This window comes from Xanthobacter variabilis, assembly GCF_043831965.2.
Taxonomy (GTDB): Bacteria; Pseudomonadota; Alphaproteobacteria; order Rhizobiales; family Xanthobacteraceae; genus Xanthobacter.
Genome location: NZ_CM195533.1, coordinates 3436483 through 3457959, shown reverse-complemented (window position 1 = coordinate 3457959; position 21477 = coordinate 3436483). Strand labels below are relative to the sequence as shown.

Here is a 21477-nt window from a genome sequence, read left to right as displayed (position 1 = left end):
CCAAGGCCGCTCGTCATCAAATCCTTGTTGAATCAGCCCAATTTCCGGCTCTTTTAATCGACCCCGTCTGGGGACCATCTGACTTCTCCCCGGCGAGATCGGGGATCGAATGGCGGCTTCGCATCACAATTCTGAAGGGCATGCACGTGGCGCGCGGATGCTGCGCACGGCGCTTGGGCCGGCGATTGCCCTGTTCCTGGAAGACGCTTCCGTTGTCGAAGTGATGCTGAACCCGGACGGGCGCATCTGGATCGACCGTCTTTCCGAAGGGCTTTCCGATACCGGCGAGGTGCTGTCACCCGCCGATGGCGAGCGCATCGTGCGCCTGGTCGCGCACCATGTCGGCGCCGAGGTTCATGCGGGTGCTCCGCGCGTCTCTGCCGAACTGCCCGAGACCGGGGAGCGTTTCGAAGGCTTGTTGCCGCCTGTGGTGGCAGCGCCTGCATTCGCCATCCGCAAGCCCGCCGTCGCCGTGTTCTCGCTCGACGATTACGTGCGCGCGGGGACCATGTCCGCTGCACAGGCCGAAGTCCTTCGCCAGGGCGTCGCATCCCACGCCAACATCCTCGTCGCCGGTGGCACCTCAACCGGCAAGACGACGCTGACCAATGCGCTGCTGGGCGAGGTGGCGAAGACTTCCGATCGCGTCGTCATCATCGAGGATACGCGCGAACTGCAATGCGCAGCGCCCAATCTCGTCGCGATGCGGACGAAGGATGGCGTCGCCTCGCTCTCCGATCTCGTCCGCTCCTCGCTGCGCCTGCGCCCCGACCGCATCCCGATCGGCGAAGTGCGCGGCGCGGAAGCCCTCGACCTTCTAAAAGCCTGGGGCACTGGCCATCCCGGCGGCGTCGGCACGATTCACGCCGGCAGCGCCATTGGCGCGCTGCGGCGGATGGAACAGCTCATCCAGGAAGCCGTCGTTACCGTCCCGCGCGCGCTGATCGCCGAGACGATCGACCTCGTCGCCGTGCTCTCCGGCCGTGGCTCCGCCCGCCGGCTCACCGAACTCGCCCGTGTCGATGGCCTTGGTCCGGACGGCGATTACCGCGTCGTGCCCGCCGTCGACGGCGCATCGAACGCGATCAGCACCAACCCGGAAGGAGAAACTCCGTGATCCAAGTCGCACGCCTCGCGCGCCAACGCCTCGCCATGACCGTATCCATCGTCGCGCTCAGCCTGGCGCTGACGGTGCCCGCCTATGCCTCCGGCTCTTCGATGCCGTGGGAACAGCCGCTGCAGCAGATCCTGCAGTCGATCGAAGGCCCGGTTGCCAAGATCATCGCCGTCATCATCATCATCACGACGGGCTTGGCGCTGGCGTTCGGCGACACCTCGGGTGGTTTCCGTCGCCTGATTCAGATCGTCTTCGGCCTCTCGATCGCGTTTGCCGCAAGTTCGTTCTTCCTCAGCTTCTTCTCGTTCGGCGGCGGGGCGCTGGTCTGATGGCGGGCGTCGGCGACCAGAGCGGCGAAGTACCGGGTTTCACCGTGCCGGTTCACCGGGCGCTGACCGAACCGATCCTGCTCGGCGGCGCGCCGCGCGCCATCGCGATCATGAACGGCACACTCGCCGGCGCGGTGGGCCTTGGTTTGCGTCTCTGGCTGGTCGGCATCGCCATCTGGGCGATCGGGCACTTCGCGGCGGTGTGGGCGGCAAAGCGCGACCCGCTCTTTGTCGAGGTCGGTCGCCGGCATCTGCGCATCCCCACGCACCTTTCGGTCTGAAGGGGAGCGCGGCCATGATGAACCTCGCCGAATATCGCAACCGTAACCGGCGGCTCGCCGATTTTCTCCCCTGGGCGGCACTGGTCGGCGCCGGCATCGTGCTCAACAAAGATGGCAGTTTCCAACGCACGGCGTGCTTCCGTGGTCCCGATCTGGATTCGTCCGTGCCCGCCGAACTGGTTGCCGTAGCCGGTCGCCTCAACAACGCCTTCCGCCGTCTCGGGAGCGGTTGGGCGATCTTCGTCGAGGCACAACGCCATGCAGCGGGCGTTTATCCCGCCAGCCGTTTTCCCGATGCTGCTTCGGCCTTGGTCGATGCCGAGCGGAAAGCCGACTTCGAAGAAGCGGGGAGCCATTTCAAATCAAGCTACTTCCTGACCTTCGCCTACCTGCCGCCGGCCGAGGACGCCGCGCGTGCTGAGACGTGGCTCTACGAGGGGCGCGAGAAGGCCGGCATCAATGCGCACGAAATGATGGCCAGCTTTGCCGACCGCACCGACCGGCTGCTGCATCTCATCGAAGCCTTCATGCCGGAATGCCGCTGGCTCGATGACGGCGAGACACTGACTTATCTGCACGGCTGCGTGTCCACGCATCGCCATCGCGTCCGCGTGCCGGAGACGCCGATGTATCTCGATGGGCTCTTGGCCGATCAGCCGCTCACCGGCGGGCTGGAACCGCGGCTGGGAGCGCAGCACCTGCGCGTCCTGACCGTCATCGGCTTTCCGACCGCGACCACGCCGGGCCTGCTCGACGAGTTGAATCGGCTCGCCTTCCCGTATCGCTGGTCCACCCGCGCGATCCTGCTCGACAAGACCGACGCGACGAAGTTGCTGACGAAGATCAGGCGGCAATGGTTCGCCAAGCGCAAGTCGATCGCCGCGATCCTCAAGGAGGTGATGACCAACGAGCAATCCGTGCTGGTCGATACAGATGCCTCAAACAAGGCGGCGGACGCCGATCTCGCGCTTCAGGAACTCGGCGCTGACTATGCCGGCATCGCCTATGTCACCGCGACGGTGACCGTGTGGGACGCTGATCCTCGAGTTGCCGACGAGAAGCTGCGGCTAGTCGAGAAGGTCATCCAGGGCCGCGACTTCACCGCGATGGTCGAAACCATCAACGCGGTCGACGCCTGGCTCGGCAGCCTGCCGGGGCATGTCTATGCCAACGTCCGGCAGCCACCGATTTCCACACTCAATCTCGCCCACATGATCCCCCTCAGTGCCGTGTGGGCGGGGCCGGAACGGGACGAGCACTTCGGTGCCGCCCCCTTGCTCTTCGGCAAGACCGAAGGCTCGACCCCGTTCCGGTTTTCCCTTCACGTCGGCGATGTCGGCCACACACTGGTGGTTGGCCCGACCGGCGCCGGCAAGTCGGTGCTGTTGGCGCTGATGGCCCTGCAGTTCCGCCGTTATGCCGGGGCTCAGGTCTTCGCCTTCGATTTCGGCGGTTCGATCCGCGCCGCCGCGCTCGCCATGCTTGGTGACTGGCACGATCTCGGCGGCGGTCTGACGGACGGATCGGAAACCTCCGTCAGCCTGCAGCCACTCGCGCGCATCGAGGAGACCGCCGAGCGCGCCTGGGCCGGGGACTGGATCGTCGCCATCCTCATCCGCGAGGGCGTCGCCATCACGCCGGAGGTGAAGGAGCACATCTGGACCACGTTGACCTCGCTCGCCTCGGCACCGATCGAGGAACGCACGATCACTGGCCTCTGTGTCTTGTTGCAGTCGAACGACCTGAAGCAGGCGCTCCGCCCGTACTGCATCGGCGGAGAATGGGGCCGGTTGCTCGACGCCGAGAGCGAGCATCTCGGCACGGCCAGTTGCCAAGCCTTCGAGACCGAAGGGTTGATCGGCACGGACGCCGCTCCGGCGGTTCTCGCTTATCTCTTCCACCGCATCGAAGACCGGCTCGACGGATCGCCGTCGCTCATCATCGTCGATGAGGGCTGGCTGGCGCTCGATGACGAGGGCTTCGCCGGCCAACTTCGCGAATGGCTGAAGACGCTGCGCAAGAAGAACGCCAGCGTCATCTTCGCCACGCAGTCACTCAGCGACATCGACGGCAGCGCCATCGCGCCCGCCATCATCGAGAGTTGCCAGACCCGGCTGTTGCTGCCGAACGAGCGGGCAATCGAGCCGCAGATCACCGCAATCTATCGCCGTTTCGGTCTCAACGACCGCCAGATCGAGATCATCGCGCGGGCCATGCCCAAGCGCGACTACTACTGCCAGTCGCGACGCGGCAATCGGTTGTTCGAGCTGGGCCTGTCGGACGTGGCGCTGGCCCTCTGCGCCGCGTCCTCGAAGACCGATCAGGCGGCCATCGCGAAGATCGTTGCCGAACACGGCCGCGACGGCTTCCTCGACGCCTGGCTGCGCCATCGCGGTGCCGGCTGGGCCGCCGACCTCATTCCCGACCTCACCAATCTGGAGATCCGCCCATGACCCTGCGCCGTTCGCGCGCGGCGCGCTTCGCCGCCGCCTTGCTGTCCGCCTCCGTCGCTGTCGCACCGATGCTGCCGATGCCGGCGCACGCCATCATTGTCTTCGACCCGTCGAACTACGCGCAGAACGTCCTTCAGGCCGCCCGCGCGCTCCAGCAGATCACCAATCAGATCACCTCGCTTCAGAACGAAGCGCAGATGCTGATCAATCAGGCCCGCAATCTGGCGAGCCTGCCGTATTCGTCGCTCCAGCAGCTTCAGCAGTCCGTGCAACGGACGCAACAGCTTCTGGGGCAGGCGCAGAACATCGCCTTCGACGTCCAGCAGATCGACCGGGCCTTCCAGCAGAAATATTCGACCGCCTCGATGTCGGCGTCGGACCGGCAGCTCGTCGCCGATGCCCGCTCGCGCTGGCAGAACACCGTGGGCGGTCTGCAGGACGCCATGCGCGTGCAGGCCGGCGTCGTCGGCAACATCGACACCAATCGCGCGCAGATGTCGACGCTGGTCGGCGCCAGCCAGTCGGCGACCGGCGCGCTCCAGGCGACGCAGGCCGGCAATCAGCTTCTCGCACTCCAGGCACAGCAGCTCGCCGACCTCACGGCGGTGGTCGCGGCAAACGGCCGGGCGCAGGCGCTCAGCGATGCCGAGCGGACGGCCGCAGCTGAGCAAGGTCGCGAGCAGCGTCGCCGCTTCCTGACGCCGGGCACGGGCTATCAGCCCGGCTCGGCCAAGATGTTCTACGGTAGCAATTGAGGGCGCGGCGATGGACGGCAAGACCCTCGCACGCATCGGCGTCGTCGCCTTCGTAGCGGTGGCGATCACCGCCTCGGTGATCGAGCTGACCCGTAAGGAAGAAGCAACGGAGATCCGCACCGTCAACCGTCCTCACGGTAGCGATCCCGAGCCGCTGCGCGCCACGCTCCGGCAGTGTCGCGACATGGGCGAGGCCGCCGGCCGCGACGTGGCCTGCCTCAAGGCATGGGCGGAGAACCGCGACCGGTTCCTCGGCACCACGTCACCGGAGGCGCATTGACCATGGGCGGCTCCGGCGTCATCGACCACTTCCTGGAGGTCTTCACCCGCTACATCGACAGTGGCTTCGGCCTGTTGCAGGGCGAGGTGGCATTCATCGCCACGACGTTGATCGTCATCGACGTGACGCTGGCCGCACTCTTCTGGTCTTGGGGCGCCGACAACGACATCATCGCGCGGCTGATCAAGAAGACCCTGTTCGTCGGGGTCTTCGCCTACATCATGGGCAACTGGAACAACCTCGCGCGCATCGTCTTCGAAAGCTTCGCAGGGTTGGGCCTGAAGGCGTCCGGCACCGGCTTCTCGGTCAGCGATCTCATGCGTCCCGGCAAGGTGGCGCAGACCGGCCTCGATGCCGGACGGCCGCTGCTCGACTCCATCTCGGATCTGATGGGCTGGGTGTCGTTCTTCGAGAACTTCATCCAGATCGCCTGCCTGCTGTTCGCCTGGGCGCTGATCCTGCTCGCCTTCTTCATCCTCGCCGTCCAGCTCTTCGTCACCCTGATCGAGTTCAAGCTGACGACGCTCGCCGGCTTCGTGCTGATCCCCTTCGGCCTCTTCGGCAAGTCCGCCTTCATGGCCGAGCGGGTGCTCGGCAACGTGATCTCGTCGGGCATCAAGGTGATGGTGCTCGCCGTCATCATCGGCATCGGCTCGACGCTCTTCTCCGAGTTCACCGCCGGCTTCAACGGTGCGACGCCGACCATCGACGACGCCATGGCGATCGTGCTGGCGGCGCTGTCGCTGCTCGGCCTCGGCATCTTCGGTCCCGGCATCGCCAACGGCCTCGTCTCCGGAGGGCCGCAACTCGGCGCCGGTGCGGCGATCGGAACCGGACTCGCCGCCGGCGGCATGGCGATGGCGGGTGCCGCGGCGGTCGGTATCGCCGCCTCTGGTGGCGCGGCATTGGCAGGAGGCGCTGCCGCGGCAGCGCGTGGTGGGGCGGCGCTCGCAGGTGGAGCATCGTCTGCCTACAGCCTCGGCGCGGCCGGACATACTGGCGCGACAGGCGTGGCAGCGGGTCTCGGCAATGTCGCCGGCACCGGTGCTTCCAAACTCGGCTCGGCCATCGCCAGCCCGTTCCGGCGCGCCGCCGCGTCGATAAGGGAGAGCTTCGAGGCGGGCGGCCGATCGCCCGTCGGCGACAGCGGTGCCTCCGATGCCCCCGCGTCCTCGTCCGCAACCACTGACGGCCCGCCCGCTTGGGCCAAGCGCATGAAGCGCTCTCAGGCGATGTCACACGGCGTCCAGGCCGCCGCCCATGCGGTCAAGTCCGGTGACAGCCATGGCGGCGGCGCTTCCGTCAATCTCTCCGAAGGCAACTGACCATGTTCAAACGACCCGCCGCGCATTACGGCAAATCTCCCGAACCCGAGACGCCCTATCAGCGCGCCGCCCAAGTCTGGGACGACCGCATCGGTTCGGCTCGTGTGCAGGCGAAGAACTGGCGCCTGATGGCTTTCGGATCGCTGGCCTTGTCGGCGGGTCTCTCCGCCGCCTTGGTCTGGCAATCGCTGAGTGGCTCGGTCGTGCCGTGGGTGGTGCAGGTCGACAAACTCGGGGCAGCGCAGGCCGTCGCGCCGGCAACCGCCGATTATCGGCCAACCGATCCGCAGATCGCCTTCCATCTTGCGCGCTTCATCGAAGAGGTTCGCTCGATCCCGGCCGACGCGATCATCGTCCGTCAGAACTGGCTCAAGGCCTACGATTTCACCACACAGGCCGGAGCACTGGCGCTCAACGACTACGCCCGCGCCAACGACCCCTTCACCAAGGTTGGCAAGACGCAGATCGCCGTCGATGTCTCGAGCGTCATCCGTGCGTCGCCCGACAGTTTCCGCGTCGCTTGGGTCCAGCGGACCTATCAGGACGGCTCGCTCGCCTCCACCGAGCGCTGGACCGCCATTCTGACCGTCGTCGTGCAGGTGCCGCGCGACGCCGAAAAGCTCCGGGCCAACCCACTCGGAATCTACGTCACCGCCATAAACTGGTCGAAGGAGCTGACCCAATGACGCCGACCTTCCGTGAAGCCGGGAGGCCGGCTTTCCTCACCTGCAGTTCTCAGGCTTTCCGTAAATCCGCCTTGCCGCTTCTCTTGGCTTGCACATCCGTGCTCGCCGGCTGCGCCACGGCGCAGAAGCCGCCGGAAATCTCCTATGACGATGCGATGCCTGCGGTTCAGACCGCCGATCCCCCGGCGCCGGTTCGGGTGGTGGAATTGCCGAAGCCGCTGCCGCTGCCCGGTCAACTGAAGCCAGTCGGCAAGGACGGCAAGGCGACGCCCGAGCTGCCGGACCCCGCCGCGCGGGTGAATGAGGCCAACGCCGCCGCGCGGATGCAGCCGGTCCGGAACGGCTTCATCAACGCCATCCAAGTCTATCCCTTCGTCGATGGCGCGCTCTATCAAGTCTACACCGCGCCGGGGCAGATCACCGACATCGCCTTGCAGTCCGGCGAAACGCTGGTCGGCTCCGGGCCCGTCGCCGCTGGCGATACGGTACGCTGGATCATCGGTGACACCGAGAGCGGTGCCGGCACCACCAAGCAGGTTCATATCCTCGTCAAGCCGACGCGGCCCGAGCTGATGACCAACCTCGTCATCAACACCAACGCGCGCACCTACCACATGGAGCTGCGCTCGACCGAGAAGACCTACATGGCCTCGGTGTCCTGGCAGTATCCGCAGGATCAGCTCATCGCGCTACGGCGGCAGAACGCGGAAGCGCAAGCCATCCAGCCGGTGGCGACCGGCATCGATCTCTCGCGCGTCAACTTCCGCTACGAGGTGACCGGCGATCGTGCGCCATGGCGGCCGCTGCGTGCCTTCGACGATGGCCGTCAGGTGTTCATCGAGTTCCCACGCGGCATCGGCCAGGGCGAGATGCCGCCGCTCTTCGTCGTCGGTCCCGAGGGTGACACGTCCGAACTGGTGAACTACCGGGTGCGCGACAACTACATGATCGTCGACCGGCTGTTCGCCGCCGCCGAGCTGCGCTTCGGCGCCGACAAGAACCAGAAGCGCGTTCGCATCTCCCGTACCGACGGGAGGCCGGCGTCGTGAGCGAGATTGACCCCGATCGTCAGAAGCCGGACGCGGACGACGATGCCCGGCCGCTGACCGGAGAGCCGGTTGCGCCGATGCGGCTGCGGCCCGAACCGCCGCGCGTGACGCGCCTGTCTCGAAAGGTGCTGCTCGCCCTCGGCCTGCTCGCCGGCACTGGTATCGGCGGCACCCTGATCTACGCGCTTCAAACCCGGCACGGCGGCAAGACGAACGAGGAGCTCTATTCGACCGACAACCGAACGACGCCGGATGGACTCGCCGCCCTGCCGAAGGACTATGCCGGTATCCCGAAGCTCGGTCCGCCGCTGCCGGGCGACCTCGGCCGGCCGATCCTCAGCGCCCAGAATGCCGGCCAGCCGGTGCCGACACCGGGGATCGCGACGCCCAATCCGGGGATCAGTCAGGAGGAGCAGCGACGCATTCAGGAGCTGGAGGCCGCGCGGACGGCACGTCTCTTTGCTGCGTCCGAGACGCGGCCAACCAACGCCGCTGTCGCGCAGCCGCAAGCGACGGTCTCGGCGCAGATGGACCTCGCCAGCCTCGGGCTCGCACCACAGCCGGCGACGCCTTCCGCGCAGGAGCGCCAGCTCGCGTTTCTGAACCAGGCACCCGACAAGCGCACCGTCTCACCGGATCGCGTCGCGGCACCTGCGTCGGCCAATGTGCTTCAGGCCGGGGCGGTGATCGCGGCGGCACTCATCACCGGCATCCGCTCCGATCTGCCTGGCCAGATCACAGCGCAGGTGACAGAGAACGTCTATGACAGCCCGACCGGGCGCATCCTGCTCGTGCCGCAGGGCACGCGGATCATCGGCCAGTACGACAATGGCGTCGGCTTCGGTCAGCGCCGCGTGCTGCTGGTCTGGAACCGGCTGATCTTCCCCAATGGCCGCTCGATCGTGTTGGAGCGCCAGCCAGGTGCAGACGCCGAGGGCTATGCCGGGCTCGAAGACGGCGTCGATTACCATTGGGGCGAGCTGTTCAAGGCCGCAGCGCTGTCGACGCTGCTCAGCGTTGGTGCTCAATCTGGATCATCGAGCAATGACAGCGACATCATCCGCGCCCTGCGCAACGGCGCATCCGACAGCATCAATCAGACCGGTCAGCAGATCGTGCAGCGCCAGCTCAACATCGCGCCGACTCTGACCATCCGGCCGGGCTTCCCCGTCCGCGTGATCGTCACCCGCGATCTCGTTCTTGAGCCCTACGGAGGCTGACATGGCAAAGCTGAAACTCGGTCCGATCGCCGACGACAAGCCGGTGAAGGTCACGCTGGAATTGCCGGCGAGCCTCCATCGCGACCTGACCGCCTATGCAGAAATCCTCGGGCGGGAGGGAGGACAAGTCGCCGCCGATCCCGTTCGTCTGATCGTACCCATGCTGGAGCGGTTCATGGCAACGGACCGGGGATTTGCAAAGGCGCGGCGGGGCAGGCCTGACCCCCATTAAGAAATTAATGTGGGCCGCCGAACCATCGCAGCCCTCGCTTTCGGCGTGCACGCATTTTCGGTATTTCGGAGCATCCGCTTCGGAAAAGAGCTTTAGATAAAGTGCCTTACCGGAAAAGCGTGTCCGGTTGCAGCATTCCCCATACGAGTGCCGAACACTTCCATTCGCGCTTCGGGTCATCTTGTTCAGCCCATGCAGCACGGCTTCGGGCACCCTTCTGGTGAAAAGTGCATCACTTTGTTGAAGTCTGATGCGTGAGCCGGTAGGTTGATATGAGGAACCGTGGGGATGGAAATGAACGAGCGTCCGCGCAAGGCAACGCGACTGACCGTGAGTCTGGAAGAACAAGATTATCAGACTCTGTGCCAGATCGCGCTATCGAGGGACGCTTCGGTTTCGTGGGTCATCCGCCAAGCGATCCGACAATTCATCGAAAGCTCGTCCGAAGCCCGTGGCCCATCGTCTATGTCTAGACCCCCTCGGAAGGGTGGTGAGGCATGAGGCTTATTAGGAACAGCGGGACGGACCGTGCCATCGACAGATTGCGCGAATGGCTGGATCAGGGCGCCCTCATAGACATCGTTTCCCCGTCCTTTTCACTGCTTGCATTTGCCGAGCTTCGAGGCGTTCTCGATCGGATCGAGCGATGCCGGCTGTTGCTGGGAGACGCCAGTTCCGTTCTTCCCAGCCTTCTCGGCGGTGAAGCTGACATCGTCTTCCGGGGACAACTTCAAGGGCGTTGGCTCGCCCGCCTCGTCGCCGAATGGGCGCGGAAGCGGGTTGAGATTCGGCACGCACGTCGAACACCGCCACAGTCGCTAGTACTCGTCAACGGCAAACCCGACTTCCGCCGGGCCATGGTCGGGACATGCTCATTCACGTCCGATGGTCTGGGTGTCACTCCGAGCGGTCGCTTGGGATTGGTTCAGGCAACCGAGTCCGATGCCGAGACTGCTGATTTTTCCGAATGGTTTCGCTCGAACTGGGAGGACATTGAGGCGAGCCCATCGGCAAAGGCCCACTTTCTGAACGCGTTGGAGGAAATTGCCTCGCAGCGCGCGCCATCGCTCGTCTATTTCCAGATCCTCTATCAGGTCTTCAAGGACTTGGGTGATGAGCTTGACGAAGAGCGGATCATCAAGTCGGCGACCGGCATTCGAAACACCGTCGTGTGGAAGAAGCTGTTTCGCTTCCAGCGCGATGGAGTCGTGGGTGCGATCGACAAATTGGAGAGGATCGGCGGCTGCATTATTGCTGACAGTGTTGGCCTCGGAAAGACATTCGAAGCGCTGGCAGTCATAAAGTACTATGAGCTGCGCAATGATCGCGTTCTCGTGCTTTGCCCAAAGCGCCTCCGTGATAACTGGACCCTCTATAAAGCAAATGACCGCCGTAACATTCTGGCTTCAGATCGGTTCAATTATGACGTTTTGAACCACACGGATCTGTCGCGCGATGGTGGTGTATCCGGCGACATCGATCTTGCCCACGTCAACTGGGGCAACTACGACCTCGTGGTCATCGACGAGTCGCACAACTTCAGGAATAAGCCGACCCATAAGGACCGCGACAGCCGCTACGACCACCTCATGAAGCGGATCATTCTGTCGGGGGTGAAGACCAAGGTACTGATGCTGTCTGCAACGCCGGTCAACAACCGTCTTGCCGACCTCAAGAACCAAATCGCTTTTGTAACAGAAGGGAATGACGTGGCTCTTGCGGCCAATGGCATTCCAAGCATCGAGGCGACAATCCGTAAGGCGCAAGGCCAGTTCAATCGTTGGCTCGACCTGCCGGAAAGTGAGCGTCGGCCCGCAAAGCTTATGGACATGCTCGGCTTTGACTACTTCAAGCTGCTCGACATGTTGACGATCGCCAGATCGCGCAAGCATGTGCAACGTTATTATGGGGTCGAGGAAACGGGGCAGTTTCCTGACCGGCTGCCGCCGGTGAACATCAAGGCGGACGTTGACCTTACGGGTGAGTTTCGGCCTATTCGCGAGGTCAACAACGAGATCCGGCGCCTTACTCTCGGCGCCTACGCGCCACTGCGATACGTGCTGCCACATAAGCAGGCGGCGTATGACGAGAAGTACAGTACGAAGATTAGAGGTGGCGATCAGTTTTTCCGGCAGCTTGATCGCGAGGAAAGCCTCATCCATCTCCTACGCGTGAATATCCTGAAGCGCATGGAGAGTTCAGTCGCGTCGTTCTCCTTGACCATCGAACGCCAACTCGCGGACGTTGATGCTCTGCTCACCAAAATCGACTCCCATGACGACTCGATCGAGGAAATCCCGATTGACGACGTGGATGTGGACGATCCCGCATTCGAGCCGCTGCTGGTCGGCCGAAAGGTCAAGGTGCTTCTCCAGGACGTTGACCGCATTCGCTGGCGACAGGATCTCGTCGAGGACCATGAACGCTTGGCGGCGCTTCTATCGGCCGCGCGTCTTGTTATCCCCAAGCGCGATGCCAAGTTGGCTGCGCTCAAGCGGTTGATCGTTGAAAAAGTCCGCAATCCGATAAACCCGGATAACCGGAAGATTTTGCTGTTCACGGCATTCGCCGATACGGCGGACTATCTCTACCGCGAGTTGGCCGATTGGGCGCGCTCGGCGCTCGATCTACATAGCGCGGTCGTTACCGGCGCTGGGGCGAATAAGACCACATTGCCGGGCGTTCGCGGGGACATGAGCAGCATTCTGAGCGCCTTCTCTCCGAGGTCCAAAGAACGGCCAGCAGAGCTTGTCGCTGAGGGAGAAATCGATCTTCTGATTGCCACGGACTGTATTTCGGAAGGTCAGAATCTTCAGGACTGCGACTACCTCGTCAACTATGATATCCATTGGAATCCCGTGCGGATCATCCAACGATTTGGCCGCATCGACCGGATTGGTTCCCGAAACTCCAGAATTCAGTTGGTCAATTTCTGGCCGAATATGGAGCTGGACGAGTATCTTGACCTCGAATCCCGCGTCAGCGGGCGCATGATGCTTCTGGATGTGTCGGCTACCGGCGAGGAGAACGTCATCGAGTTCCAAGCGGGCAACGAGATGAACGATCTGGAATACCGTCGCGCGCAGCTTCAGAAGCTGCAGGACGCTGTGATCGATCTCGAAGACTTGTCCAGTGGCGTCTCTATCGCGGACCTCACGCTCAACGATTTTCGGATCGATCTGGCCAGTTATCTCGGGGCCAATCGGGATCGACTAGACGCGTTGCCGCTCGGCACCTACGCGGTCACTGAGGCTCCCGACGAGGGGGAGAATCCGGTGCCGCCGGGTGTCATCTTCTGCCTGCGGGCCGTCGGCGACGCGGCTTCCTCCGTCGCCGAGCCGGGTTATCCGCTGGCGCCGCATTACGTCGTTCATGTCGGAGAGGACGGAGAAGTCCTGCTTCCCTACACGCAGGCCAAGCAGGTGCTCGATCGTCTGAAGAAGCTCAGCCTCGGTCGCGACCAGGCGGACCAAGCGGCTTGTGGGCGGTTCGACAAGGCGACACGTGCTGGTCGAGACATGGAACCCTATCGCAAGCTGCTGGCCCGCGCTGTCGGCACCATTGTCGGCAAACGTGAGGAGCGAGCGGTTGCCAGCCTGTTCCAAATGGGTGGCACCCACGCGGTGAAGGGTGAGTTCGCCGGCATCAATGACTTCGAGGTCGTTGCATTCCTGGTTGCTCTGGCTCCGGCGGCGGACGTGACGCCATGACGGAGGTGGTGGCGACCGACCCGATCATTTCGGCTTTGGACTTGCCGCCGGGAGCGCGCCTTGACATGCGCGTGCCGAAAAAGGCGCTGCTTGAGCAAGGAGCGCCAACGACGGCCGACAAGCGCGCCATCCAAGACGGCATCGAAGAGATGCAGTGGATCGCCGCGCTCAAGCCCAATACCGTCGCCATACCCGCCTTCGTGGACGAAGGCCGGAACTATTCGGAGATTGCGGTCCTATCCGCGACGCTTCGCCCCGAGGCCCGTTCGGCCCGTCTCACCGAACTCATTCATCGCGCCATTCCGTATCCGGTCCTGCTGATCACACTATCCGGCTCGCGTGGGGCCTTGTCGGTCGCCCCCAAGCGAGCGGCGCAGAGCGAAGGAAACAAGGTGGTGGTGGAGCGTCTCGTGATAGCGGGCGAGATTGATCCGGACGCCCCTACCGCGATGGAACAGTCATTCCTGGAAAGCCTGGCACTTGCACAGCAACCCGCACGCGATCTATCGGCGGTGTACAATGGGTGGCTGGTTCGGATCGAGGCGCTGAACGCGGCGCGCGTCTCGGGCCAATTCATCCTCGCCAATGAAGCCGATCGGATTGATCGTCGTCGCTCCGCGCTGGAAGAGCACGCTCGGCTTTTGCGCGAGATAGCACAGTTGCGGGCGCAGGCGGGCCGCGCCAAACAGATTAGTCAACGGGTTGATTTAAATCAGAAAATCAAGGCGGTCGAAGCCGCCATCGATCGGGCCAAGCGGTCGATGTTGGGGGATGGCGAATGAAGATTTCCACGATCCTGGACCATATTGACAGTGGGCACATGGCGCTGCCTGAATTCCAGCGTGGCTATGTCTGGAACCGCGATCAGGTTCGCGGCCTGTTCGACTCGCTGTACCGTCGGCATCCAGTCGGTGGCCTGCTTGTGTGGGCAACGGAGGCTAAAACGGCCGCGCATCGCGGCGACGGCCCGATCGCGGCAGGCATCGTCAAGCTCTTGCTGGATGGCCAGCAGCGTATGACCTCGCTCTATGGCGTCGTGCGTGGACAGCCTCCGAAGTTTTTCGACGGCAACGCCCAGGCCTTCAGCGGCCTGCGTTTCCATCTGCAGACCGAGACTTTCGCCTTCTACCAGCCGGTCAAGATGCAGGACGATCCGCTATGGATCGATGTGACCGCCCTGATGAAGGCGGGGAACGCCGGGCTGGGGGCATTGATCGCTCAGCTTTCCGCCGATCCCGCCCATGTGGCGAATGTCGGCGCTTATGTCGGCCGCCTTGGCGCTCTGCTTGGCGTCACCGAGATCGACCTGCATGTCGAGGAGGTCACCGGCCAGGACAAGACCCTCGATGTCGTCGTCGATATTTTCAACCGGGTGAACAGCGGCGGCACCAAGCTGTCGAAGGGTGATTTGGCGCTCGCGAAGATCTGTGCCGAATGGCCGGAAGCGCGCGACTCCATGAAGGCCAAGCTGAAGGAATGGACGGCCGCCGGCTACCAATTCAACCTCGATTGGCTGCTACGCTCCGTCAACACGGTCCTGACCGGAGAGGCCAAGTTCAGCTATCTCCACGACAAGGGCGCGCTCGACATTCAGGATGGCTTGAAGCGCGCCAGCAAACACATCGACGCGAGCTTGAATTTCATCGCCGGGCGCCTCGGGCTCGATCATGACCAGGTGTTCTTCGGCCGCTTCGGCGTGCCGGTCATGGTGCGCTACATGGACAAGACGAAGGGAGCGCTGGACGCCAAGGAGCGTGACAAACTCCTGTTCTGGTTCGCGCAGGCCGGCATGTGGGGGCGCTTTTCGGGATCGACGGAGACCTTCATCGATCAGGATCTGGCCGCCCTCGAAGGGCCGAACGGCAGCCTGGACACGCTGCTGGAACAGCTTCGGCTCTGGCATGGCGGGCTTCGGGTCGAAGCCGGGCACTTCACCGGCTGGAGCCTCGGCGCGCGCTTCTATCCGGTGCTCTACATGCTGACCCGCATGGGCGAGGCGCGGGATTGGGGGACGGGCTTGCCTCTGCGCGCCAGCCTGCTCGGGAAAATGAGCCGCCTGGAGGTCCATCATATCTTCCCCAAGGCGCAGCTCTACAAGCTGAAACACCGCCGGGCCGACGTGAACGCGCTTGGCAATTTCTGCTTCCTGACCAAGGACACGAACCTCAACATCAGCGATCGTTTGCCGGAGGAGTATTTCCCGGAGGTCGAGGCGCGGCATCCCGGCGCGCTGGCGTCGCAGTGGATACCGGCCGATCCCGCCCTGTGGAAGATCGAGCGCTACCTCGATTTTCTCGAAGCCCGCAAGGCGTTGCTGGCTGAAGAGGCGAACCGGCGCTTCGAGGATTTGCTCCATGGCGATACGTGCTGGCTCGGTACGGCGGCGCCGGTGGCGGAGGCCGAGGCGCAGGCCATGGGCGGCATCACGAGCGAGGTCGAGGAAGCCGAACTCGAAGCTCTCAACGATTGGGTCGACGGCCAAGGCTTGCCGCGTGGCCTGCTCGGCTTCGACTACGCCGATCCGGTCACGGGCGCGCAGAAGGCGTTGTTCGATATGGCGTGGCCGGACGGTCTGCAGCCTGGTTTGAGCGCTCCGATCGCCGTGTTGCTCAATGAAGGCCCGGAAATTCTCGCCCTGGCGAGCAAGGCGGGTTTCCGCTGCTTCACGTCCTTGGCTGATTTCCGGACCTATGTCGAAACCGAAATTCTGCACCTGGAAGCGGCGTGACCGCTGCCATGCCTCGTTTGCACCTGATTGAGTTGGAAAAAATGAAGAAACTTGATGCCGAGAGCCCCGAGACAAAGAGCGCCGATATCATCTCCGGCAACGTCGAGGTGCTGAAGTCCCTGTTCCCCGACGCCTTCACCGAAGGGAAGATCGACTTCGAGGTGCTGAAGGCGTTGCTTGGCGGCTCTGTGGACGAGCGCGAGGAGAAGTATGGGCTCAATTGGCATGGCAAGCGCCGCGCTCGGCAGATCGCTCTGACCCCGTCGACGGGGACGCTGCTGCCGTGCCCGGAAGAAAGTGTCGACTGGGACACGACGCGCAACCTGATGATCGAGGGCGACAACCTTGAGGTTCTGAAGCTTTTGCAGAAGAGCTACGCCGGTGAAGTCAAGCTGATTTACATCGATCCGCCTTACAATACGGGTAAGGACTTCGTTTATCCGGACGATTTTCAAGACAATATAAAGAATTATTTGGAGCTTACGAACCAAATTGTTTCAGGGCGCAAGACGACATCGAATCCGGAAAGTTCCGGCCGTTTTCATACCGCGTGGCTAAATATGATTTACCCGCGCCTTAGGCTCGCTCGAAGCCTTCTGAGAGAGGATGGGCTTATATTTATTTCTATTGATGATACGGAAATACTATCGACACGCTCTGTTATGAACGAGATTTTTGGCGAGGAGAACTTCCTTTGCCAAATCGCAGTTCAGAGTAATCCGCGCGGAAAGCAATCCGAACTAGTCGCCACAAGCCATGAGTATCTTGTAGGATACTCGCGGAGCATGGATGATGTTGGCTTGATTGGGCAGGCGCTGAGCGAGCAGCAGCAAGAGCAGTACGAATACACGCTTCCAAACGGTCGCCGTTACCGCATTCGTGGACTTCGGCATCGGGGAAATGCTTCTCGTCGGATAGACCGCCCGAACATGTATTTTCCAATATATGTCGATCCGGAAAGCCGAAAGGTGTCCCTAGAGAGAAGTTCAATCTTTTCGGAGCAAGTGTATCCGCGCAAATCAACCGGAGAGGATGGGCGTTGGGAGTGGGGGCCGGAAACCGCCCGCGAACGCCTAGATCGGCTGGAGGGCGTGTTTATTTCTGGGCGCAACGAATGGGATGTTTATCAGCGTGAATTTATCGATGACGAGAATGGCGCTATTCGCTCAATAAAATGGAAGACGATCTGGAACGAGAGCGAGATAAACTATCAGAACGCAAAAAGCGAGGTTGCCACCCTTTTTGAAAGCTCCCCGTTTGACTTCCCAAAGCCGGTATACCTCATTCGGAAAATCGTTGAAGGAGCCACTTCTGAACGCGATACGGTTATGGATTTCTTCGCTGGCTCAGGCACGACAGCTCACGCTGTAATGGCGCAGAACGCAGCGGATGGCGGCTCAAGGAACTTCGTCCTCGTCCAACTGCCGGAGCCCCTTGATGCTTCGAGTAAAACGCAAGAGGTTGCCGCGAAATTTTGCGAGGAAAATTGTAGGGCGGCGAACATTGCTGAATTGACCAAGGAGCGAGTTCGTCGAGCGGCCGTGTATATCAAACAGACCAATCCGTCGTTCAACGGTGACGCAGGGTTTCGCGTCTTTAAGCTCGCGTCGTCAAACATCCGCGCGTGGGAACCTGACGCCTCCGATCTCGAAGACAGCCTTCTGAAGAATGCCGAGCACCTCATTCAGGGGCGTAAGGAGCAGGACGTGCTTTATGAGCTTTTGCTCAAACTCGGCCTCGATCTCTGTGTGCCGATTGAGACGAAGACGATGGCCGGCAAGATGGTTCATTCCATCGGAGCTGGAACGTTGATTGTTTGTTTGGAGGACGGACTGACCAAAGACGTCGTCGAGGAGCTGGCGGCAGGCATTGTCGGCTGGTGGCAATTTCTTGCGCCGACGGCGGAAGACAAAAACGCGCGCAACACACGCGTCGTGTTCAAGGACACCGGCTTCGCCGACGACATTGCCAAGACCAATATGGCCGCGATCCTGAATCAGGCCGGCATCGCCGACATTCGTAGCCTGTGAGGACGGGTCGATGAAACTGCATTTCGAGCCCGATCTCGACTACCAGAAACGCGCGATCGAAGCCGTCGCGGACCTGTTCCGTGGCCAGGAGATCAACCGTACCGAGTTCACCGTCACCGCCTTCGGCACGGGCAAGGCTGGCGGTATCGGTCGATTGAAGGAAGATGCGGCTCTCGATGCGCAGTCAGAGCTCGGGCTGGTCGAAAGCGAACTCGGCATCGGCAATCGGCTCACGCTGCTGGATGACGAGATCATCGCCAATCTGAAGGATATCCAGCTCCGCAATGGCTTGGCGCCATCGTCTGCGCTGACCTCCGGCGACTTCACGGTGGAAATGGAGACGGGCACGGGCAAGACCTATGTCTATCTCCGCACCATTTTCGAGCTGAACAAGCTCTACGGCTTCACCAAATTCGTCATCGTCGTGCCGTCGGTGGCGATCAAGGAGGGCGTCTACAAGACGCTGCAGATCACCGAAGAGCACTTCAAGGGCCTCTATTCGGGCCAGCCCTTCGACTATTTTCTCTACGATTCCGCCAAGCTCGGACAGGTGCGCAACTTCGCGACCAGTCCCAACATCCAGATCATGGTGGTGACGGTCGGCGCCATCAACAAGAAGGATGTGAACAACCTCTACAAAGACAGCGAGAAGACGGGCGGCGAACGGCCGATCGACCTCATCCGCGCGACCCGGCCAATCCTGATTGTGGACGAACCGCAGAGCGTCGACGGTGGCCTTTCCGGCGCAGGCAAGAACGCCCTCGGCGAGATGAATCCGCTTTGCACGCTGCGCTATTCGGCGACCCACGTCGACAAGCATCACATGGTGTTCCGCCTCGACGCGGTCGACGCCTACGAGCGCAAGCTGGTCAAGCAGATCGAGGTCGCTTCGCTCGAAGTGGAGGGCGGCCACAACAAGGCCTACGTCCGCTTCGTCTCCGCCAGCAACGCCAAGGGAACGATCACCGCCCGCGTCGAAATCGACGTGCTCGACGGCAAGCAAGTGCGTCGCCAGGAGGTGACGGTTCAGGATGGCGATGACCTGGAGCAACTGACCAAGCGCGCGATCTACGCCGACTGCCGCATCGGCGAGATTCGCGCCGGACGCGACAATCAGCTCCTGGAGGTGAAGCTGCCGGGGAGTGAAGAGTTTCTCCAGCCCGGCCAAGCCGTCGGCGATGTCGATGCCGACGCTCTGAAGCGCCTGATGATCCGCCGCACGATCCACGAGCATCTGGAAAAGGAAAAGCGCTTGGCGCCGCTCGGTATCAAGGTGCTGAGCCTGTTCTTCATCGATGCGGTGGAGCACTACCGGTCATACGACGCTGATGGAAATCCCGTGAAGGGCAAATATGCCCGCATCTTCGAGGAAGAGTATCGCCGCGCGGCGAAGCTTCCCGACTTCGTCAGCCTATTCAAAGAGGTCGACGTTACGTCGGAAGCCGAAGAGGTGCATGACGGCTATTTCTCGATCGACAAGGCGCGGCGCTGGACCGACACGGCCGACAACAATCAGGCGGGGCGCGACAATGCCGAGCGCGCCTATAACCTGATTATGAAGGACAAGGAGAAGCTGCTCAGCTTCGATACGAAGCTGAAGTTCATCTTCTCGCACTCGGCCCTGAAGGAGGGGTGGGACAATCCCAACGTCTTCCAGATCTGCGCGCTCCGCGAGATCGGCACCGAGCGCGAGCGGCGGCAGACCATCGGCCGTGGTCTTAGACTGTGCGTGAATCAGAATGGCGAACGCTTGCGCGGCTTCGACATCAATACCCTGACCGTCATCGCCACCGAGAGCTATGAGGACTTCGCCGAGAACCTGCAGAAGGAGATCGAGAAGGACACCGGCATCAAATTCGGCATCGTCGAAAAGCACCAGTTCGCGACCATTCCGGTGGTCAATCCGGACGGCTCGACCGGAATGCTGGGTTTCGAGGAGTCGGCCGCCATCTTCGATCACCTGAAGGCCGAGGGCTTCGTCGACACCAAGGGCAAGGTGCAGGACACGCTGCGCACCGCCCTGAAGGACGGAACGCTCGCGCTGCCGGTGGCGCTCGCCGCCCATCTTGGCGCGGTTCGTGACGTGCTGAAGAAGGTCGCCGGGAAGCTCGACATCAAGAATGCCGACGAGCGCGTCACCGTCAAGACAAGGCAGGCCATTCTCGAAAGCGCCGAGTTCCAGGCGCTCTGGGATCGCATCAAACATAAGACGACGTATCGCGTTCACTTCGACAACGAGAAGCTGATCACCGATTGTGCCAAGGCCATCGCCAATGGCCCGCCGGTGTCGAAAGCTCGGGTGCGGGTCAGGAAGGCCGATCTTTCCATTGGGCAAGGTGGTGTCGAGGCCAAGGAGCACGACAAGAACAGCGGAACCATCATCACGATCGAGGAAGGCGATATCGTCCTGCCCGACGTGCTGACCGATCTTCAGGACCGGACCCAACTCACCCGCAAGAGCCTCGTCCGCATTCTGACCGAGTGCGGCCGCTTGACCGACTTCAAGCGCAATCCGCAGGCGTTCATCGAGATCGCTGGTGAAGTGATCAACCGGACGAAGCGCTTGGCCATTGTGGATGGCATCAAATATCAGCGGATCGGCGACGAGCACTATTACGCGCAGGAGCTTTTCGCGCAGGAGGAACTGACCGGCTATCTGCGCAACATGCTCAAGGACGCGCAGAAGTCGGTCTTCGAGCACGTCGTCTATGATTCCGGAGGTGTCGAGCGGACATTCGCCGAGCAGCTCGAAAAGAACGAAGCTGTGAAGATCTACGCCAAGCTGCCCGCATGGTTCAAAGTGCCGACTCCACTCGGTACCTACAATCCCGATTGGGCGGTTCTGGTCGAAGTCAGCGGCGAGGAGCGCCTGTACTTCGTTGTGGAGACCAAAGGCAGTCTCTTCGTCGATGACTTGCGCGACATCGAAGCCGGCAAGATCGCGTGCGGGGAGGCGCACTTCAGCGCGCTCGCCTCCGGGCCGAACCCGGCTCGCTACATCAAGGCGAGAACCGTCGACGACCTGATGGATCACACATAAGGCGGCATCGTTCGCGAGGGCTGCTGCCAGTCATTTGCCTTGCGCCAACGGGCGTGAATATGTGCCGTCATCGAGGTAAGGGGGGCGCCAGCAGAGCTGAAGCTAGTCTTTTGGTGCCGCCGATGCGGTGGCCCCTTGAAAGGGCGATCGCATCGGATTTGCCCTTTCCTGTAAATGTGATAAAACCTCTGCTATATTTTGAATCTGCCGAGGAAACATCACATCGCTACGGCCATGGACTC

The 21477-nt window shown here is 62.3% G+C and carries 17 protein-coding genes; all 17 read left to right on the top strand.

Annotated elements, in window-relative coordinates:
• Positions 1 to 109 precede the first annotated feature (109 nt).
• The 17 genes from trbB (at position 110) to V5F26_RS15070 (ending at position 21235) form a co-directional block, all read left to right on the top strand.
• The gene (gene trbB, locus V5F26_RS15150; RefSeq protein ID WP_394946346.1) at positions 110 to 1117 is read left to right on the top strand and encodes a P-type conjugative transfer ATPase TrbB; all 1008 of its coding nucleotides are present in this window, start codon (positions 110 to 112) and stop codon (positions 1115 to 1117) included.
• A gap of 35 nt (positions 1118 to 1152) precedes the next feature.
• Positions 1153 to 1446: a TrbC/VirB2 family type IV secretion system protein gene (locus V5F26_RS15145; protein WP_394946485.1), complete on the top strand. Its 294-nt coding sequence runs from the start codon at positions 1153 to 1155 to the stop codon at positions 1444 to 1446.
• Complete coding sequence (locus V5F26_RS15140; RefSeq protein WP_394946345.1) at positions 1446 to 1727, top strand: VirB3 family type IV secretion system protein; 282 nt, start codon at positions 1446 to 1448, stop codon at positions 1725 to 1727. Before V5F26_RS15145 ends, V5F26_RS15140 begins: the two co-directional genes overlap by 1 nt.
• A gap of 14 nt (positions 1728 to 1741) precedes the next feature.
• Positions 1742 to 4180, top strand: coding sequence for a conjugal transfer protein TrbE (gene trbE / locus V5F26_RS15135; RefSeq protein WP_394946344.1), 2439 nt, complete (start codon positions 1742 to 1744; stop codon positions 4178 to 4180).
• Positions 4177 to 4935, top strand: coding sequence for a P-type conjugative transfer protein TrbJ (trbJ, locus tag V5F26_RS15130; protein ID WP_394946343.1), 759 nt, complete (start codon positions 4177 to 4179; stop codon positions 4933 to 4935). The genes trbE and trbJ overlap by 4 nt, the downstream gene beginning before the upstream one ends.
• Positions 4936 to 4945: 10 nt before the next feature.
• Complete coding sequence (gene trbK-alt / locus V5F26_RS15125) at positions 4946 to 5215, top strand: putative entry exclusion protein TrbK-alt (protein ID WP_394946341.1); 270 nt, start codon at positions 4946 to 4948, stop codon at positions 5213 to 5215.
• A 2-nt stretch (positions 5216 to 5217) separates the two neighbouring features.
• Positions 5218 to 6540 carry a P-type conjugative transfer protein TrbL gene (gene trbL / locus V5F26_RS15120; RefSeq protein ID WP_394946340.1) on the top strand — a complete coding sequence of 441 codons (1323 nt, stop codon included), beginning with the start codon at positions 5218 to 5220 and terminating at the stop codon, positions 6538 to 6540.
• Positions 6541 to 6542: 2 nt separating this feature from the next.
• Complete coding sequence (gene trbF, locus V5F26_RS15115) at positions 6543 to 7226, top strand: conjugal transfer protein TrbF (protein WP_394946339.1); 684 nt, start codon at positions 6543 to 6545, stop codon at positions 7224 to 7226.
• Positions 7223 to 8275: a P-type conjugative transfer protein TrbG gene (gene trbG, locus V5F26_RS15110; RefSeq protein ID WP_394946338.1), complete on the top strand. Its 1053-nt coding sequence runs from the start codon at positions 7223 to 7225 to the stop codon at positions 8273 to 8275. Before trbF ends, trbG begins: the two co-directional genes overlap by 4 nt.
• On the top strand, positions 8272 to 9495 hold the full coding sequence (locus tag V5F26_RS15105; protein WP_394946337.1) for a TraB/TrbI/VirB10 family type IV secretion system protein: 1224 nt from the start codon (positions 8272 to 8274) through the stop codon (positions 9493 to 9495). Before trbG ends, V5F26_RS15105 begins: the two co-directional genes overlap by 4 nt.
• 1 nt (position 9496) lies before the next feature.
• Complete coding sequence (locus V5F26_RS15100) at positions 9497 to 9727, top strand: DUF2274 domain-containing protein (protein ID WP_394009350.1); 231 nt, start codon at positions 9497 to 9499, stop codon at positions 9725 to 9727.
• A 288-nt stretch (positions 9728 to 10015) separates the two neighbouring features.
• Positions 10016 to 10228, top strand: coding sequence for a ribbon-helix-helix domain-containing protein (locus V5F26_RS15095; RefSeq protein WP_394946336.1), 213 nt, complete (start codon positions 10016 to 10018; stop codon positions 10226 to 10228).
• A complete protein-coding gene (locus tag V5F26_RS15090) occupies positions 10225 to 13437 on the top strand; it encodes a helicase-related protein (RefSeq protein WP_394946335.1) in 3213 nt (1070 codons plus the stop codon). Before V5F26_RS15095 ends, V5F26_RS15090 begins: the two co-directional genes overlap by 4 nt.
• Entirely contained in the window at positions 13434 to 14219 is a 786-nt protein-coding gene (locus V5F26_RS15085) for a DUF4391 domain-containing protein (protein ID WP_394946334.1), read from the top strand. The genes V5F26_RS15090 and V5F26_RS15085 overlap by 4 nt, the downstream gene beginning before the upstream one ends.
• Positions 14216 to 16165 carry a GmrSD restriction endonuclease domain-containing protein gene (locus tag V5F26_RS15080; RefSeq protein ID WP_394946333.1) on the top strand — a complete coding sequence of 650 codons (1950 nt, stop codon included), beginning with the start codon at positions 14216 to 14218 and terminating at the stop codon, positions 16163 to 16165. The genes V5F26_RS15085 and V5F26_RS15080 overlap by 4 nt, the downstream gene beginning before the upstream one ends.
• Positions 16162 to 18195 carry a site-specific DNA-methyltransferase gene (locus V5F26_RS15075; protein ID WP_394946332.1) on the top strand — a complete coding sequence of 678 codons (2034 nt, stop codon included), beginning with the start codon at positions 16162 to 16164 and terminating at the stop codon, positions 18193 to 18195. The genes V5F26_RS15080 and V5F26_RS15075 overlap by 4 nt, the downstream gene beginning before the upstream one ends.
• Positions 18196 to 18205: 10 nt before the next feature.
• A complete protein-coding gene (locus tag V5F26_RS15070) occupies positions 18206 to 21235 on the top strand; it encodes a type III restriction-modification system endonuclease (protein ID WP_394946331.1) in 3030 nt (1009 codons plus the stop codon).
• Positions 21236 to 21477: the final 242 nt, after the last annotated feature.